The sequence below is a fragment of the Litorisediminivivens sp. KMU-197 genome (assembly GCF_056858395.1).
In genome coordinates this window covers 103,297-119,368 of sequence record NZ_JBXEQG010000002.1, presented here as the reverse complement: position 1 = coordinate 119,368, position 16,072 = coordinate 103,297, and the positions used below count along the sequence as shown (strand labels likewise).

At 66.0% G+C, this 16,072-nt stretch carries 13 protein-coding genes; 4 read left to right on the top strand and 9 right to left on the bottom strand.

Translation table 11 applies throughout. The annotated features are described in order from the left end of the window. Positions 1-166: 166 nt before the first annotated feature. Positions 167-1,246 (top strand): sensor histidine kinase, encoded by a 1,080-nt coding sequence (locus AC04PT_RS05470; RefSeq protein WP_482872569.1) that lies wholly within the window; start codon positions 167-169, stop codon positions 1,244-1,246. Between the two features lie 20 nt (positions 1,247-1,266). Here AC04PT_RS05470 and AC04PT_RS05465 read toward each other — a convergent pair whose 3' ends face one another. From AC04PT_RS05465 to AC04PT_RS05450, 4 genes are all read right to left on the bottom strand, one after another. Beyond that, on the bottom strand, positions 1,267-2,049 hold the full coding sequence (locus AC04PT_RS05465; RefSeq protein ID WP_482872568.1) for a trypsin-like serine peptidase: 783 nt from the start codon (positions 2,047-2,049) through the stop codon (positions 1,267-1,269). Positions 2,050-2,136: 87 nt separating this feature from the next. Then, complete coding sequence (glcF, locus tag AC04PT_RS05460; protein ID WP_482872567.1) at positions 2,137-3,426, bottom strand: glycolate oxidase subunit GlcF; 1,290 nt, start codon at positions 3,424-3,426, stop codon at positions 2,137-2,139. 4 nt (positions 3,427-3,430) lie between these two features. Further along, positions 3,431-4,570, bottom strand: a complete 1,140-nt coding sequence (glcE, locus tag AC04PT_RS05455; protein WP_482872566.1) for a glycolate oxidase subunit GlcE — start codon at positions 4,568-4,570, stop codon at positions 3,431-3,433. A 59-nt stretch (positions 4,571-4,629) separates the two neighbouring features. After that, positions 4,630-6,075, bottom strand: a complete 1,446-nt coding sequence (locus tag AC04PT_RS05450) for an FAD-linked oxidase C-terminal domain-containing protein (protein ID WP_482872565.1) — start codon at positions 6,073-6,075, stop codon at positions 4,630-4,632. 144 nt (positions 6,076-6,219) lie between these two features. Between AC04PT_RS05450 and AC04PT_RS05445 the strand changes: the two genes are divergently transcribed. Together AC04PT_RS05445 and AC04PT_RS05440 are read left to right on the top strand one after the other, a co-directional pair. After that, a complete protein-coding gene (locus tag AC04PT_RS05445) occupies positions 6,220-6,933 on the top strand; it encodes a DUF599 domain-containing protein (protein WP_482872564.1) in 714 nt (237 codons plus the stop codon). Next, positions 6,930-7,307: a hypothetical protein gene (locus tag AC04PT_RS05440; protein WP_482872562.1), complete on the top strand. Its 378-nt coding sequence runs from the start codon at positions 6,930-6,932 to the stop codon at positions 7,305-7,307. Before AC04PT_RS05445 ends, AC04PT_RS05440 begins: the two co-directional genes overlap by 4 nt. 98 nt (positions 7,308-7,405) lie before the next feature. Here AC04PT_RS05440 and AC04PT_RS05435 read toward each other — a convergent pair whose 3' ends face one another. From AC04PT_RS05435 to AC04PT_RS05420, 4 genes are read right to left on the bottom strand one after another with little or no spacing between them, the layout of a single operon-like run. Continuing rightward, complete coding sequence (locus AC04PT_RS05435) at positions 7,406-9,445, bottom strand: glutamine amidotransferase (protein ID WP_482872561.1); 2,040 nt, start codon at positions 9,443-9,445, stop codon at positions 7,406-7,408. Next, positions 9,442-12,204, bottom strand: coding sequence for a DUF4159 domain-containing protein (locus AC04PT_RS05430; protein WP_482872560.1), 2,763 nt, complete (start codon positions 12,202-12,204; stop codon positions 9,442-9,444). Before AC04PT_RS05430 ends, AC04PT_RS05435 begins: the two co-directional genes overlap by 4 nt. Further along, entirely contained in the window at positions 12,201-13,076 is an 876-nt protein-coding gene (locus AC04PT_RS05425) for a DUF58 domain-containing protein (RefSeq protein WP_482872559.1), read from the bottom strand. Before AC04PT_RS05425 ends, AC04PT_RS05430 begins: the two co-directional genes overlap by 4 nt. Further along, entirely contained in the window at positions 13,073-14,080 is a 1,008-nt protein-coding gene (locus AC04PT_RS05420) for an AAA family ATPase (protein ID WP_482872558.1), read from the bottom strand. Before AC04PT_RS05420 ends, AC04PT_RS05425 begins: the two co-directional genes overlap by 4 nt. 69 nt (positions 14,081-14,149) lie before the next feature. Here AC04PT_RS05420 and AC04PT_RS05415 point away from each other — a divergent pair, with 69 nt between their 5' ends. Further along, entirely contained in the window at positions 14,150-14,740 is a 591-nt protein-coding gene (locus AC04PT_RS05415) for a DUF1285 domain-containing protein (RefSeq protein ID WP_482872557.1), read from the top strand. A gap of 71 nt (positions 14,741-14,811) precedes the next feature. Here the strand turns inward: AC04PT_RS05415 and AC04PT_RS05410 are convergent, their stop codons facing one another. After that, complete coding sequence (locus tag AC04PT_RS05410) at positions 14,812-15,870, bottom strand: hypothetical protein (RefSeq protein ID WP_482872556.1); 1,059 nt, start codon at positions 15,868-15,870, stop codon at positions 14,812-14,814. Positions 15,871-16,072: the final 202 nt, after the last annotated feature.

Genomic DNA, 16,072 nt, shown 5'->3' with positions numbered 1-16,072 from the left:
GCCCCTATCTGGGGATCGGATTTTCGGCTTTCAAGGGGTCCCGTGCAGTGGCAATTTCCGCGTCTTTCGGGCATACCCGTCTGGTCATCCACACCGCATACGTCAGGCGACTTGACGTCGGACTGCCTGAGTCCACATAAATGACGGACTTACAGGGGGTTTTTCGTTGCTTGCACCGCTCCATCCGGACCAGTCCGAGCGCTTGCGCACGCTTCGGGCCTACGAGATCCTCGATACCGCCCGTGAAGAAGACTTCGACGAGATCGTTGCGCTGGCGGCCCAGATTTGCGAGGCGCCTATTTCGCTTATCAGCTTTGTCGACACCGACCGGCAATGGTTCAAGGCCGAGGTCGGACTGGGCAAGAGCGAGACCCCACTGGATCAATCGGTCTGCGCCCATGCCATCCTTCAGGACGAGGTGGTCGTAATCCCCGACACCACCCAGGACCCGCGCACCCGTGACAATCCGCTGCTCTACCAAGAGCCCTACATGCGATTTTATGCCGGGGCGCGACTGGATGCGCCGAACGGGATGCCGCTGGGCACGCTCTGCGTGCTGGACACCAAGCCCCGCCCGTTGACCGACCTGCAACGTCAGGCGCTGGCGGTACTGTCGCGGCAGGTGATGAAGCAGCTGGAGTTGCGGATTGCGCTGAAGGCACAGGAGACCCTGCGGCACGAGGCCGATCACCGGGTGAAGAATTCGCTTCAGACGCTGTCGTCACTGGTGCGGCTTTATGGCCGGAGCCTGAAGGACCCTGCCGCCATTGACGCCTTCGAGGCGGTGCGTCGCAGGATCGAGGCGATCGGCGCGCTGCACGGCGAGTTGCAGGACAGTGGCATGGGGGGGTCCGTCGACGTGGACGCCTTTCTGTGCCGGGTGGTGGCGCTGTTGCAGGATTCCGCGCCGCCCAACACTACACTGACCTGCGAGGCCGATTCGATCCGGCTGAGCCAGAACATCGTGTCGGCGCTGGGCGTGATCGTCAGCGAGTTCGTCGCCAATTCGATCAAGCATGGCTATCCCGATGGCCAGCCCGGCAAGGTGCGTGTCGGGCTGACCCGTATGGGCGATACGATGACCCTGTACTGCCAGGATGACGGTGTCGGATCGCGCGATCAGGCCGACGGCGACGCGCAGGGCAATCTCGGCTCGGACCTGATGGCCGCAGCGGCGTTGCAGTTGGACGGTGAGCTGCGCACCGAACTGACGCCGCAGGGCAGCCGACTGACAGTTACCTTCTGAGGCTGGAAAGCCCGGCTCGGTCAGGGCTTCACGAACTTGGCGCCGCCCGGCCGGGTCCGGTCGCTGGCGCGGCGAAAGCGGGTCTGGGCGTTCAGCTCGACCTGCAGCAGCGACAACGGCTCTTCCAGCGAGGTGCCCAGCGACACCGGCACGCCGCCGGCCTCGGCCTTGGCGGAAATCAGCGACACGATCCGCGGCTCACCACTGTCGAGCGAGAACACCGGCGCCCCGGACGCCCCGAAATCCGCCGAGCAGGACATCACCAGCACGCCGCGACGGCGGTCCATCACCTCGCAGGCCTCTTGCAGCGATGGCGCCTCGGCGCGGTCGTGGGCATAGCTGACGACGCTGATCCGGGCCCCCGGCGCCGGGCGGGTGGCGGTGCCGAAGGGGTGAACCTCGGTGGTCTGGATGGGGCGGGCCAGTTGCAGCAGCGCCACGTCATTGCGGACCTGGCTGGTGTCGGTCTTGCGGGTGAAGCGATAGCGCGGATGCAGGACGGCGTGTTTCACCGCGCGGTAGGCCGAGGCGCGGCCATTGCGCAGGCCGGCGTTGAAGCTGATCTCGGCGGGTTCGAAGCGGCGGCCGCTGTCCTGATCGAACAGGCAATGCCCGGCGGTCAGCACGAGGTCCCGCGCCACCAGAACGCCGGTACAAAAGCCGGTGGTGCCAAAGTCGAGACGGCCCACCGCCTCCCAGCCGCGGCCGTCGATGCCGGTGTTCAACTGGCGCAGGGCGCGGGCTTCGGCGAGGGCGTGCGAGGCAGAGAAGATCGCGGCGAACAGCAAAAGGAGAATACGCAAAACCCGGGTCCCTGTCGTCTTGGCACTAGAGGTGTCTTCAGAGGTAGCAAGGAGTTTAGGCAAAATTGCGGCGTTTGGCTTGCGAATTCAGTCCTTTTGCAAGGCCGGCGGAACCGGCCCGCCGGTGGCCCAGTCGAGCAGTTCGACGGTGTGGACCACGGGCACCCCGGTGCCGCTGCCGATCTGCATCATGCAACCGATGTTGCCGGCGGCGATGATGTCCGGGCGCGTGGCTTCGAGCGTGCGGACCTTGCGGTCCTTGAGCTGCGCCGAGATTTCAGGCTGCATCAGATTGTAGGTGCCGGCGGAACCGCAGCAGAGGTGGCTGTCGGCGGGCTCGGCCACCTTGAAGCCGGCGTGTTTCAGCAGCGTCTTGGGGTGGGTCTTGATTTTCTGGCCGTGTTGCAGCGAACAGGCGGCGTGGTAGGCGACGGTCAGCCCCTTGTCGGCGCCTTCGGGCAGGTCGAGCTGCATCAGCACCTCGCTGACGTCCATGGCGATGGCCGAGACGCGGGCGGCATCTCCGGCCAGCGCCTCGTTGCGGAACATGTGGCCGTAATCCTTGACGGTGGTGCCGCAGCCGGAGGTGTTGATGACAATCGCGTCTAGCCCCTTGCCGTCCATCTCCTGCGTCCAGGCGCGGATGTTGGCGGCGGCATGGGCGTGGCTTTCGCCGGTCTTGCCCATGTGATGGGTCAGCGCGCCGCAGCAGCCGGCGCCCCTGGCGACGACGACCTCGCAGCCCAGCCGGGTGAGCAGGCGGATGGTGGCGTCGTTGATGTCGGTGTTGAGCGCCTTCTGCGCGCAGCCGGTCATCAGCGCGACACGCATCTTCGGCGCGTCCTTCGCTGGGAAGCTCTGCGGATCGTCATTGCGGCTGACCGGGGGGATCTGCCGGGGGGCCATCTGCAGCATGGCCCTGAGCCGCGGATCGGGCATGAGCCGCGCGAAGGGACGGCCGATCTTGGCCCCCAGCAGCGCCAGCCGGAAGCGCCCCGGATAGGGCAGGATCTTTGCCAGCAGCCAGCGCAGGGCGCGGTCGCTCCACGGGCGGTCGTAGTTGTCTTCGATGTATTCGCGGGCGTGATCGACCAGGTGCATGTAGTGCACGCCCGAGGGGCAGGTCGTCATGCAGGCGAGGCAGGACAGGCAGCGGTCGATGTGCTTGACGGTGGCGGGGTCGGGTTTGCGCTCGTTCTCGAGCATGTCCTTGATCAGGTAGATGCGGCCGCGCGGGCTGTCCAGTTCGTCGCCCAGCACCTGATAGGTCGGGCAGGTCGCGGTGCAGAAGCCGCAGTGCACGCAGGCGCGCAGGATCTCGTTCGAGCGCGCGGTCGCGGGGTCTTTCAGCTGCTCTTCGGTGAATGTCGTCTGCATCGCCCTATCCCATCAGTCCAGGGTTCAAGAGACCCCTCGGGTCGAATTTCCGCCGCAGTCCGGCTTCGATCTGCGCAAGCGGTGCGGGTTGCGGCTGGAACACCGGGGTGTCGCGCCCGCCCGTGTCCGAGCCGCGCATCAGCGTCGCATGGCCGCCCAGATGCTGCACCGCGTCCCGGACCTGCGTTGCCTCGGGCACCAGCAGCCAGACCAGCCCGCCGCCCCAGTCATAGACCGCGCGGTGTTCCACCCCGGCCTCGCCCAGTGCCGCCGAGACCGCAGGTCCGTCGGACGGCTTCACCGAGACCCGCCAGACCGCGCCCGTCTGGCCGTGAAACGGCTCGACGTCGCGGATGTAGCGCCAGCCCGCCGCAGTGCGCTCGGGGTCGCGCTCGATTGTGAACGCGCCGATGTCGGCCAGCAGCTTCTGCATTTCGTCACAGCGATAGGCCACTGCGCCCTCCAGCCCCTCGAGCCGGATCATCGTCACCGGCGCGCCGTCCAAGCCCTGTTGCAGATGCGCCGCGCCCGAAACCTCCCACGGGGACCCCAGCGCCCGGCCGAGCGCCTTGACGGCGGTCCGGTCGTCCAACCCCTCGCAGAGCAGGACGCCGACCGCCTCGGCCTTGGGCAGCACCTTGAAGGACACCTCGGTCAGCACGCCCAGCGTGCCCCATGCGCCGCACATCAGCTTTACCAAGTCATAGCCGGTGACGTTCTTCATCACCCGGCCGCCGTTCTTCACCACGTTGCCGGCACCATCGACGAAGCGCACGCCCAGCATGAAGTCGCGGCAGGCCCCGACCGTCACCCGGCGCGGCCCGCTGACGTTGGCGGCCACCACGCCGCCGATGGTGCTGTCGCCCTCGGTGCCCAGCAGCCCGCGCCAGTCGGCCGGCTCGAAGGCCAGCCGCTGGCCCTCGGCCGCCAGCGCCGCTTCGATTTCGGCCAGCGGGGTGCCGGCCTTTGCCACCATGGTCAGCGCGCCGGGTTCGTAGAGCGTGATGCCGGACAGGCCACCGGTTTCCAGCACCGCGCCCGCGACCGGGCGCCCCACGTCACGCGTGCCGCCGCCGCGTATGCGCAACGGCCCCTTGGCCCCGGCAATCAGTTCGGCAAGTTCGGCCTCGGTCTCAGGTCGCATGTCCAGCTCTTCTTCTGGTCAGAAATATCCCGGGGGTCCGGGGGCAGCGCCCCCGAAGATCACGCCGCCCTGGCCACCGCCCGCCGGCCTTCGGAGGCGTCCAGCGGGAATACCTTGGCGGGGTTGAGCAGCCAGTCGGGGTCGAAGACATCCTTTACCGCCATCTGCGCCTCCATGTCCGCCGCCGTGTACTGGTGCCACATCAGGTCCCGCTTCTCGATGCCGACGCCGTGTTCGCCGGTCAGGCAGCCACCGACCTCGACGCAGAGCTTGAGGATCTCGGCGCCGTAGGCTTCGCATTTCTCCAGATCGCCGGGCGTGTTGGCGTTGTAGAGGATCAGCGGGTGCATGTTGCCGTCGCCGGCGTGAAACACGTTGGCGACGCCGAGGCCGAAGGCCTCGCTCAGCTCGCCGATGCGTTTCAGGACGTAAGGTAGCTCGTTCACCGGGATGGTGCCGTCGAGGCACATGTAGTCGTTGATCTGGCCCATCGCGCCGAAGGCCGACTTGCGGCCCAGCCAGATGCGCCCCGCTTCGTCGGCGTCCTGCGCCTCGCGCAGTTCCAGCGGATCGTGACGGCGGGCAATCTGCATGATGCGGGACAGTTGGTCGTCGATCTCGGCGTCGGAGCCTTCGACCTCGACAATCAGCAGCGCCTCGCAGTCGGGGTATCCGGCCTGCGCGAAGGCTTCGCAGGCGCGGATGCAGGGGCGGTCCATGAATTCGATGGCGACCGGCAGGATGCCGGCGCGGATGATATCGGACACGCAGGCGCCGGCGACCTCGTTGCTGTCGAAGGCCATCAGCACCGGGCGCGCGCCCTCGGGCTTGGGCAAGATGCGCAGGGTCGCCTCGGTCACGACGCCGAGCTGGCCCTCGCTGCCGCAGATCACCCCCAGCAGGTCGAGGCCGCCGGCGTCCATGTGCGCGCCGCCCAGTTCCACCACGGTGCCGTCCATCAGCACCATTGTCACGCCCAGCAGGTTGTTGGTGGTGACGCCGTATTTCAGGCAATGCGCCCCGCCCGAGTTCATCGCGATGTTGCCGGCGATGGCGCAAGCCAGCTGCGACGAGGGATCGGGGGCGTAGAAGAAGCCCTCTTCCTCGACCGCGCCGGTGACCGACAGGTTGGTGCGCCCGGTCTGCACGCGGATGAAGCGGTTGTCGTAGTCGGTTTCCAGCACCGCGTTCAGCCGCGCCACGCCGAGGATCACCGAATCCGCCGTCGGCATCGACCCGCCCGCGAGCGAGGTGCCTGCGCCGCGCGGCACCACCGGGACACCGGCGGCGTGGCAGAGCCTGAGCACGGCGGCGACCTCTTCGGTGGTCGAGGGCAATACCGCCAGCATCGGCGGACAGCGATAGGCCGAGAGCGCGTCACATTCATAGGCGCGCAACTCGGCGGGATCGTGTATGACAGCGGTATCGGGAAGCACCTTGCGCAGGTCTGCGGCCAGATCGTCTTTCCGCGCGAGCCGTTCGGGGCGGGGGTCTGGCATCTGCATGGGCGGGCCTCCTGTGGATTGGTAAAGAAATATAACCAATTTCGCCTAAAAGCAAGTCCGAGCCTGACACGACGCCGGGCCTGTCCGCAAGGTCTTGAAGACGCACCCCTTTCGCCGGGACAGCAACCCCACTAGGCTGCGGCCATGACATGGACCGACCGCCTGCACCTGTTCACCTATTGGGACCTCGCCGGTCTGATCCTGCTGATCGTGGCCTGGCTGGGGATCGGGCTGTTGATCGAATATCCGGGCAAGCGGGCCTCGGTCTCGTCGCTGACCGGGCGGTATCGGCGCGACTGGATGGAGCAGATGCTGACCCGCGACCCGCGCATCTTCGACAGCCAGATCCTCGGCATCCTGCGGCAGGGCACGGCATTCTTCGCCTCGGCCTGCATGATCGCGATCGGCGGCGGGCTGGCGCTGATCGGCAATGCAGAGCGGCTGGCCGGGCTGGCCGAGGACCTGACGCTGGAGCGCGACCCGATCATCGTCTGGGAACTGAAGCTGCTGGTGATGATCCTGCTGGTGGTCAACGGCTTCCTGAAATTCGTCTGGTCGCACCGTCTGTTCGGCTATTGCGCGGTGATCATGGCGTCGGTGCCGAACGATCCCGAGCACCCGGCGGCGCATCCGAGGGCGATGAAGGCGGCCGAACTGAACATCACCGCCGCACGCGCTTATAACAGGGGATTACGATCAATTTACTTCGCGATGGCGGCGACCGCATGGCTTTTGGGCGCGGTTCCCCTCATATTGGCGGTGTCGTTCACGCTGGCGGTTCTTTACCGACGCGAGTTCGCCTCGCAATCCCGCGCAGCCCTATTGGTGCCTGAAACTGCCCGTCCGGAGCCCAAATGATCCGATCCGCCCTGATCTTCGCCTTTGCCTTCAGCGCAAACCTCGCCGGTGCCGCGGCGCCCGAGATCGTCGACGTCACTGCGACGAGGCCAGACATGGGCTGGGAATTCAAGGTAACGCTGCGCCATGCCGATACCGGCTGGGACCACTTCGCCGACGGCTGGGAGGTTCTGGCGCTGGATGGCGAACGGCTGGGATCTCGCAAGCTGCATCATCCACATGTGCACGAGCAGCCGTTCACCCGGTCGCTGCGCGGCGTGATGATACCCGACGGCGCGCGGGTGGTGCTGGTGCGGGCGCGGTGTTCGAAACACGGCTGGGCGAAGGAAGCCGTGCGGGTCGAGCTGAAGCCTTCGGGCCACGGCGGGTACTGACGGCCCGGCGCGCCGCTTATCTTTCAAAGCCAATGGTGCCTGCGACGCCGCAGGGTGCGTGATCTCGCGCCGGGCACCGGTCCGATTCTGCCGGACCCCTAGCTGCGCCCTTCGCGCAGCCATGCGCCGACGATCAGCACCGAGGCAAGAAGCAGAACCAGCCACGACGGCAGCACCGGCACCTGTGTCACATCGCGGGTTTCGAAGGCACCGCGCGGGGTGAGGCCGATCCAGCCGCGGCCCGCGGCGGGGCGGCCTTCGCGCACGTCGCGGATGCGCGGCAGGCCGTCGTCCAGCCGCAGGACGCCGCCGCGCAGGGTGTCGATCAGCGGCTCGACCACCGCGGCGGTGGCGATGGTTTCCTCGAATTCCTTGGGCGCGGCGGGGCCAAGGCCGATGACGCTTTCGACATCGCCGTCGACCAGACGATAGAGCCCGATTTCGGGGCCTTCGTGGATGGCCTCAAAGCGGCCGGGGCTGACCTCTTTTAGCTCCAGCACGACCTCGGAGCCGTCGGGGCCGATCACCGTCACCGGGCCGGCCTGTTCATCAAGGGTGCGGCGAATGATGCGCATGGTCTGGCCGGTGGCCTCGGCGTAGAGGGTTTCCTCCTCCAGCTCCGGTTCCTTCATCATCCAGTGCGCCAGCCGACGCAGCAGTTCCAGTTGCGGGCCGCCGCCCTCGAAGCCGCGCGACCATAGCCAGGCGTGGTCGGAGGCCAGAAGCGCGACGCGGCCCTGGCCGACGCGGTCGAGCACCAGAAGCGGCTTGTCGTCGACACCGGACATCAGCACCTCGCCGCTGTCGGGGGTGATCTCGATCTGGCGCAGCCAGCGGCCCCAGTCGTCCGGATTGCCGAGCCCGGAGGTCACCGGGTGGCGTTCACCGAGGTCGGTGACCTTGGGCGCATATCCCTGCTCGATCACGCGGGCGGTGGGCGCGGCCGGCACGACCTCGGACAATGGCGAGCGGTAGAGCGAGTCGGCGCTGGCGAAATCCGGGCCTGAGGCCACGAGGACGGCACCGCCCTCTTCGACATAGCGGGCGACGTTGTCGAGGTAGATCGCCGGCAGGATACCGCGGCGCTTGTAGCGGTCGAAGATGATCAGGTCGAAATCGTCGATCTTCTCAAGGAACAGCTCGCGGGTCGGGAAGGCGATGAGGGACAGTTCGCGCACCGGGACGCCGTCCTGCTTTTCGGGTGGGCGCAGGATGGTGAAGTGGACGAGATCGACCGAGCTGTCGGATTTCAGCAGGTTGCGCCAGGTGCGGCCGCCGGGGTGCGGCTCGCCCGAGACCAGCAGCACCCGCAACCGGTCGCGGACGCCGTTGATCTGGATCAGCGCGGTGTTGTTGCGGTCGGTCAGTTCGCCGTCGGCCTCCGGGACAGTGAATTGCAGCACGTTGCGGCCGCCGTGGGGCAGCGTCAGGGGAATCTCGATATCCTGCCCCAGCGTGACCATGAATTCCTGCGGTTCGCCGCCGTCGATCGAAACCAGCAGCGGCGTTTGGGTGTCGCCGGGGGCGGCGCCCGAGTCCTCGACCCGCAGCGTCAGGGTGACGGGCTCGCCGAGGATGGCGAAGGCGGGGGCATTGGAGACAATCAGGCGGCGGTCCCAGTCGTCCTCATGCCCGGTGAGCAGCAGGTGCATGGGGGCGGGCAGCGCGGGGGCGCGGGCCATATCGTGGATGCGGCCGTCCGACAGGGCGATGATGCCGGCGATGCGGGCGCGGGGTTCTTCGGCCATCGCGGTGTTGAGCGCGGTCATCAACTGGGTGCCGAGATCGCCTTCGCCGTCGCCCACGGTGACGCGGCGCACCTCGGTGTTGTCGCGGGCCGCTAGCGTGGTTTCGAGGCGGTCGGCGGCAGTGGCGGTTGTCTCGGCCCGGTCGTCGAGCTGCTGCGAGGCGCTCTCATCCTCGACCAGCATGACGATGTCGGTCAGGGGCGCGCGGTCTTCCTCTTGATAGGCGGGTTGCGCCAGCGCCGCCAGCACCACCAGCCCGCCGAGCAGACGCAGGCCCCATCCGGAGAGGCCGCGCCAGAGCGCCAGGCTGACGGCGACCAGCACCAGCAGGGCAACCCCGGCCAGCACCGGCCAGGGCAGCATCGGGTCGAAGACGATGGTTCCGGTCATTGGCCCAGCCTGTCGAGCAGCGCAGGCACGTGAACCTGATCGGATTTGTAGTTGCCGGTCAGCACATGCATGATCAGATTGACGCCGAAGCGGTAGGCCAGTTCGCGCTGGCGTTCGCCGCTGTAGCCGCGCCCGACCGGATAGATCGCGTTGCCGCGATCATCCATCGCCCAGGCCGCCGCCCAGTCGTTGCCGCCGATCACCACCGGCGTCACCCCGTCGTTCAGGTTGCGGAAGGGCATGCCCTCGATGCGTTCGGCATCCGGCGGGGCGGCCTCGACCCAGACATCGCGGCCGGCGTGGCGGCCGGGGAAGTCCTGAAGCAGATAGAAGGTGCGGGTGAGGACGTGATCCTCGGGCACCGGTTCGAGCGGCGGAATGTCGAGCGGCGCGGCGAGGCGTTGCAGGCGCTGGCCGTTGGGCGAGGCCGCGCCGAAGCCCGCCACGTCGGCATCGCGGGTGTCGAACAGGATCATGCCGCCGGAGCGCAGGTATTCGTTCAGCTTGGCATAGGCCTCTTGCGAGGGGATCGGCTGGCCGGCATGGATCGGCCAGTAGAGGAAGGGGAAGAAGGCCAGTTCATCGGTTTCGAGGTTGACGCCGATGGGATCGGCGGGCTCGACCGAGGTGCGGAAGAACAGGGTTTCCGACAGGCCCCGAAGGCCGGCGGCGGCGGTATCGTCGATTTGCGGATCGCCGGTCAGGACATGGGCGAGGACCAGTTCGGAGGTGGCCAGCAGCGCGAAATCGTCGCTGCCCTGCTGCTGCGCCTCGGCCGGCGACTGCATCAGCAGCAGCGCGGCCAGCACGGTGGCGGCGGTGCGCAGGTTGCCGGTGAGGCGCCCCGCCAGCGCCAGCGAGGCGATCACGTCTATCAGCAGCAGCGCAAGGGCCGCACTGAGCAGGATACCGGCCAGCGGCATTTCCTGCGGGCGGCTGAGTCCCTCGACGGTGATGCGGGCGGGCCACTGGGCGGCGGCCAGTTCGGTGTCCTCGGTGATGACGTTGCGGGCCAGCCGGCGGTCTTCGCTGGCGTAGAGGCCGGGCAGCAGGTCGGGGCCGAGATCGGCGGTGACAAGGTCCGGCCCGTCGACGCCCGGCAGGGTGCCGGCATCGCTGAGGGTGCCGAAGGCGTCCATGACCTGAAGCGGCTCCCACGTGGTGCCGTCGAGACTGTCGGCGTCGGGGGTGCTGGCCGAGGAGGACACGGCGAGCCGGTCGAGCATCTGCACGAAGAGGCCCGACAGCGGCAGGGTGGACCATTCGGCGTTGGCGGTGACGTGGACCAGCACGACCTGTCCCTGCTCGATCCGCTTGCGGGTGACCAGCGGCGTCCCGTCGGCCAGTTGCGCGATCACGCGGTCGGCCAGCGTCTGGTCGGGCTGGGCCATGACCTGCGCGCTGATGCGGACATCATCGGGGACGGGCAGACCCGCGAAGGGGCTGTCGTCGGCGAAGGGCGCGAGCGCCTTGGGTTCGCCCCACGACATGGCGCCGCCGACGGTGCGGCCGCCGGCGCGCAGACGCACCGGCATCAGCGGGTGCTCTTCGGCGCGGCTGACATCCGACGCGGCAAGGCGGGGACCGGCGAAGCGCAACAGCAGGCCGCCATCCTCGACCCAATCCAGCAGCGCCTCTTCCTCGCCGGGGGCGAGGGTGGCGACGTCGGCCAGCACCACCACGTCGGGATTGGCGGGCAGGATATCGGTGAGCGCGCCTTGCAGCAGGTCGGCGTTGGGTTCGAGCGCGCGTTCGAGGTAGTGGAGCGGGGACAGCAGCTCGAGACCCTCGCGGTCTTCGCGACCGGCGATCAGCGCGACTTCGCGGCGTTGCAAGCTGTCGTCCGACAGGGCTGTGGCGGCGGCGGAGCGCTGGCCTTCGACCTCGAACCGTGTGATGCGGGCGCGGAGTTCGGCGTGCAGCGACAGGGCAATGGTTGCGGTGTCGTCTCCGGCGGCGAATTCGGCGGTGGTGCGGGCAAGGACGGCGGGGTTACCCGAGGGGTCCTTGCCGTGGGCGGACACCGCGGCCTCGTAGGCGCCCGCGGTGTCGATGCGGCGCAGGGCAAGCTGAATGGCGCCGTCCTCGAAGCCCGGCGGGGCAAGGACGATCAGCGGCCGTGCGGATTGGACCACGCGGACGGTGCCGCGAGATTCAAGCTCGGCGAGGAAACCGGCGCGGGCGTCGTGGGCGAGACCGTCGGAGAGCCAGAGGGTGTCGAAATCAGCGTCGCCCAGCGCGGCAGTGGCGTCGTCGTAGAGGGTTTCACCGGGCAGCCAGGGTTGCGGGGCGAGGCCTGGAAGGCGCGAGCGCCAGGTGTCGGCGGCCTGAAAGCGGATCGGCTGAGGCTGGGTCAGCCGCAGCATGGCGACAGTGCGGTTGTCGCGCTGTGCTTCGAGAAGCAGCGCCTCGAGGGCTTCGGACTGCGCGGCCCAGTCGCCGGCGCTGGCCCAGCTTGCGTCCATGGCGATGAGCAGCGGGCCGGAGCCGCGGTCGCCCTCTTCGCGCGGGTTCAGGATGGGGCCGGCAAGGCCGATGATGATTGCGGCAACGGCGAGGATGCGCAGCAGCAGCAGCCACCACGGGGTGCGGTCGGTGACCTGATCGTCGTCCTTGAGGCCCAACAGCAGCACCACGCCGGGGAACATCCGGCGGATCGGCGCGGGCGGCACGGCGCGCAGGATGATCCAGAGGATCGGCAATGCCGCGAGGCCCAGCAGCAGCCAGGGCGAGAGGAAGCCGATGCCGAACAGTGTCACCTCGCGTCCTCCAACGTGCGATAGAGCCAGAGCAGCGCCTCATGGGCGGTGTGATCGGTGTGGTGCAGGTGGTATTGCCAGCCGGTGGCGCGGGTGATCCCGGTGAGCCAGTCCTTGCGCTCGGCCAGACGTTGCAGGTAGCGGTCGCGCAGCTCGGCGGCCTTCAGGGTTTCGTGGCGGACGGTCTTGCCGACGCTTTCGAAAATGGTGCGGCCACGGAACGGGAAGGATTCCTCCGAAGGGTCGAGCACTTGCAGCAGCACGCCCTTGACGCCCCGGTCGGCGGCCTTGGTCAGCGCGGCCTCGACGGGTTCGGTGGGGGCGAGGAAGTCGGAAATAAAGATGGCGCGGGCATGGGGCAGCATCAGGCGTGCCTCGGGATCGGCGTAGTCCTGCGCATCGTCCTGCGAAAAGGCTTCGGCCAGCCGGATGATTTGCGCCTCGCCGCGCCTAGGGGGGAGGCTGCCGCCGGTCAGGCCGACCCGTTCGCCGCCGCGCACCAGCAGGATGGCGGTGGCCATGGCCAGCAGGCGGGCGCGCTCGCCCTTTTCGGGCAGGTCCTTGGTTGAGGAAAACCGCATCGAGGCCGCCTGATCGACCCAGAGCATGACGCTTTGCGCGATCTGCCATTCGCGTTCGCGGACATAGGTGCCGTCGGACCGGGCCGAACGCCGCCAGTCGATGCTGCGGCGACGGTCGCCGGGCTGCGCCGGTCGGTACTGCCAGAAATCGTCGCCCACCCCGGCGCGCCGGCGGCCGTGTTCGCCCAGCAGCACCGTGCCCGCCAGATGTTCGGCGTGGGCTAGCAGGGGCGGAAGCGTGGCGGCCTCTTCCTCGGATCTGGCGCGCAGATGGGCGGGGCTGTGGGTCAAGCCGCGGCCTCGGTCCGCGACAGGTTGGCGGCGGTGTCGTCGATCAGGCCGGACAGCGACATGCCGCGCGCGCGGGCCGCGAAGTTCAGTGCCATGCGGTGCGACAGCACGGGTTTGGCCATGTCGATCACGTCGTCGACCGAAGGCGCGAGGCGGCCTTCGATCAGCGCACGGGCGCGGACCGTCAGCATCAGCGCCTGCGCGGCACGGGGACCAGGGCCCCAGGCGACGTTTTCACGGACGCTGTCCGAGGCTTCGGGCTCGTCGGGGCGGAAGGCGCGCACCAGATCGAGGATCATCTCCATCACGCTTTCGCCCACCGGCATACGGCGCAGCAGGGTCTGGGCGGCGATCAGTTCCTCGGCGGTGAAAACGGCGTGGGCGTCGTCTTCCATGACGCCGGTGGTGGCGAGCAGGATGTCACGCTCGGTGTCGCGGTCGGGGTAGAGCACGTCGACCTGCACAAGGAACCGGTCGAGCTGCGCCTCGGGGAGCGGATAGGTGCCCTCCTGCTCGATCGGGTTCTGGGTGGCGAGGACGTGGAACGGCGCGGCCAGCTTGCGGTTCTCGCCCGCGACGGTGACCTGTTTCTCCTGCATGGCTTGCAGCAGCGCGGACTGGGTGCGGGGGCTGGCGCGGTTGATCTCATCGGCCATCAGAAGCTGGCAGAACACCGGGCCCTCGATGAACTTGAAGGCGCGGGAGCCGTCGGAGGCGGTCTCCAGCACTTCGGAGCCCAGAATATCGGCTGGCATCAGGTCCGGCGTGAACTGGATGCGATTGCCGTGCAGGCCCATGACGGTCGAGAGCGTCTCGACCAGCCGCGTCTTGCCCAGCCCGGGCAGGCCGATCAGCAGCGCGTGGCCGCCGCACAGGAGGGCCGAGAGGGTGAGGTCCACCACACGCTCCTGTCCGATGAAGCGCTTGGTAATGGACTCGCGGGCAAGGGCCAGTTTCGTCTCCAAGGCCTCGATGTCGGCCACAAGATCCTGGGCGTCTGTCATGAAAACTGCTCCTTGCGCACTAGGTCACTGGCTGTGAGTGTATCGCTGAAACAGGAAATGGCAAAAGCAATGACGTCACAAAATCGCGCGCAGCCCTCGGCGGACGGTATCGCTGCGCAGGCCAAGGCGGCGAGCAAGGGCAAGGGTCTGCCGCCGGTGCATCGGTGGAACCCCGACGACTGCGGCGACATCGATATGCGCATCGCACGGGACGGGACGTGGTTCTACCTCGGGACGCCGATCGGGCGGAAGGCTCTGGTGCGGCTGTTCTCGACCATCCTGCGCAAGGACGGCGACCGCTACGTGCTGGTGACGCCAGTCGAGAAGGTGGGGATTACGGTCGACGATGCGCCCTTCGTGGCGGTGGATTTCGAGGTGTCCGGGTCCGGGCGGGAGCAGGTGCTGACGTTTGAGACCAACGTGGGCGATTTCACGGTGGCCGGGCCGGAGGCACCGATCCGGGTGGAGCGGGACGCGGAAACCGGCGAGCCCTCGCCTTATGTGCTGGTGCGGGCGGAGTTGGAGGCGCTGATCGACCGGAAGAGCTTTTACCGGCTGGTGGAGATCGGCTGTCACGAGGACGTGGACGGGGAGAGCTGGTTCGGGGTGTGGTCGTCGGGGGAGTTCTTTGGGGTTATACCGTCTGGGGAGTTGGGGTGAAAGAAATGTTACAGTAGGCTCCTAGATGCGCTCCGAAAGATCTGAACCCGCACCAGCTTCTAAACCTAGCCTCAAAGAAACGGCATCAACATGTGAACCAACGGTTTGACGTAAGATGTCGGCTGGATATCGTAGTTCGGCTTTATCACATGTGCCGCATCAAAAGATATAAATAACATGGATTGATCCTTCGTCGTTTTACCCAAGATACCATCGGAGGTCACTAAGACGACTGACAATGAGATGATTTCTTCTGTACGGCTACTTGTTGTTTTAATCTCAAAGTTGTCAGTGCTGAGAATGTGAGCGGACCTACCTGCACCGAACACAAGCGCCGATATGACTATCATAAGGCCGACGTTTGCGGACACGAATAGCCTTAAGGATTGGCCTGCCGCACTTAGCTGACCTTTTCGAAGGACAAATAGAGTCTTTATCGAAGATATATGGCGTAGTGCTTGCCATAAAGACGCCCTCCGGCTTTGATCCCTTTCAGACCTATTTTCACTAATCACGACTGTGGCGGTCAACTCAAGAACGATATATACTATGGAGTAAGCAAAGAATAAGACAAGAGAATATACAGTCAAGACCGCAATACAGATCGGCGCTATCCTCCAACCGAGATACAGAAAAGAGAATATTAGACCCAGTAGTGTAAATCTTACAACTAGATCATATCGCCTCTCGGGGATTTCTAAAGCTTTGATGTAGACTTTCCTAGCTCTATAAATATTCCGTTTTAAATACTGACGCCGAGCCAGATGTTCTGCCGGCAAAGCAAACCCATTGTCATCACGGCGCGCAATTCTTAGAGAGAAATGCTTAGACCGGCGTTTCGTCGTTAAGAACATCAGAACATACGGAAACAAAAGCCTGACAAAAAATATCGAAATAACACGGCTCAAAAGGCTTGCCACTGCCAAGAACCCTCCAGCCACAAAAATTAGACTTGAAAAAGACTTGAAATCTACGAAAGGTGGAACGCTATCAAATGCAAAGTAGATATACCCAATAAAATGCAAAACCGAAAAAGAAAGAATTATTACACCGTTCTTAAGAAGCTTTGCGTAATCAAGTCCTTCGAAATAGTCTAGAATTCTATTAATCTTCGCGCCTAGCTCTTCCATCTGCGCCCTTCACCGAAATCATATGATTTTACTATAAGGTGGACTTTGCAGGCTGCGGCGAGAGAAATCTAGGGGTTGTAGCGGGAAAAGAGTGACTCTCGCGTATCCGAAGCGGTCGCTGATGTGGTTTTCGGCCTCCTCCAAGATCTGGTGGCCCAGAATGACGTGGTCAGCATGGGTCACTAAATCTCTTATTTCTACT

Coding starts and splice junctions, on each gene's coding strand:
- AC04PT_RS05410 (WP_482872556.1), bottom strand. CDS start 15,870: ATGGAAGAGCTAGGCGCGAAGATTAATAGAATTCTAGACTATTTCGAA.
- glcE (WP_482872566.1), bottom strand. CDS start 4,570: ATGCGACCTGAGACCGAGGCCGAACTTGCCGAACTGATTGCCGGGGCC.
- AC04PT_RS05445 (WP_482872564.1), top strand. CDS start 6,220: ATGACATGGACCGACCGCCTGCACCTGTTCACCTATTGGGACCTCGCC.
- AC04PT_RS05435 (WP_482872561.1), bottom strand. CDS start 9,445: ATGACCGGAACCATCGTCTTCGACCCGATGCTGCCCTGGCCGGTGCTG.
- AC04PT_RS05420 (WP_482872558.1), bottom strand. CDS start 14,080: ATGACAGACGCCCAGGATCTTGTGGCCGACATCGAGGCCTTGGAGACG.
- AC04PT_RS05440 (WP_482872562.1), top strand. CDS start 6,930: ATGATCCGATCCGCCCTGATCTTCGCCTTTGCCTTCAGCGCAAACCTC.
- glcF (WP_482872567.1), bottom strand. CDS start 3,426: ATGCAGACGACATTCACCGAAGAGCAGCTGAAAGACCCCGCGACCGCG.
- AC04PT_RS05415 (WP_482872557.1), top strand. CDS start 14,150: ATGACGTCACAAAATCGCGCGCAGCCCTCGGCGGACGGTATCGCTGCG.
- AC04PT_RS05450 (WP_482872565.1), bottom strand. CDS start 6,075: ATGCAGATGCCAGACCCCCGCCCCGAACGGCTCGCGCGGAAAGACGAT.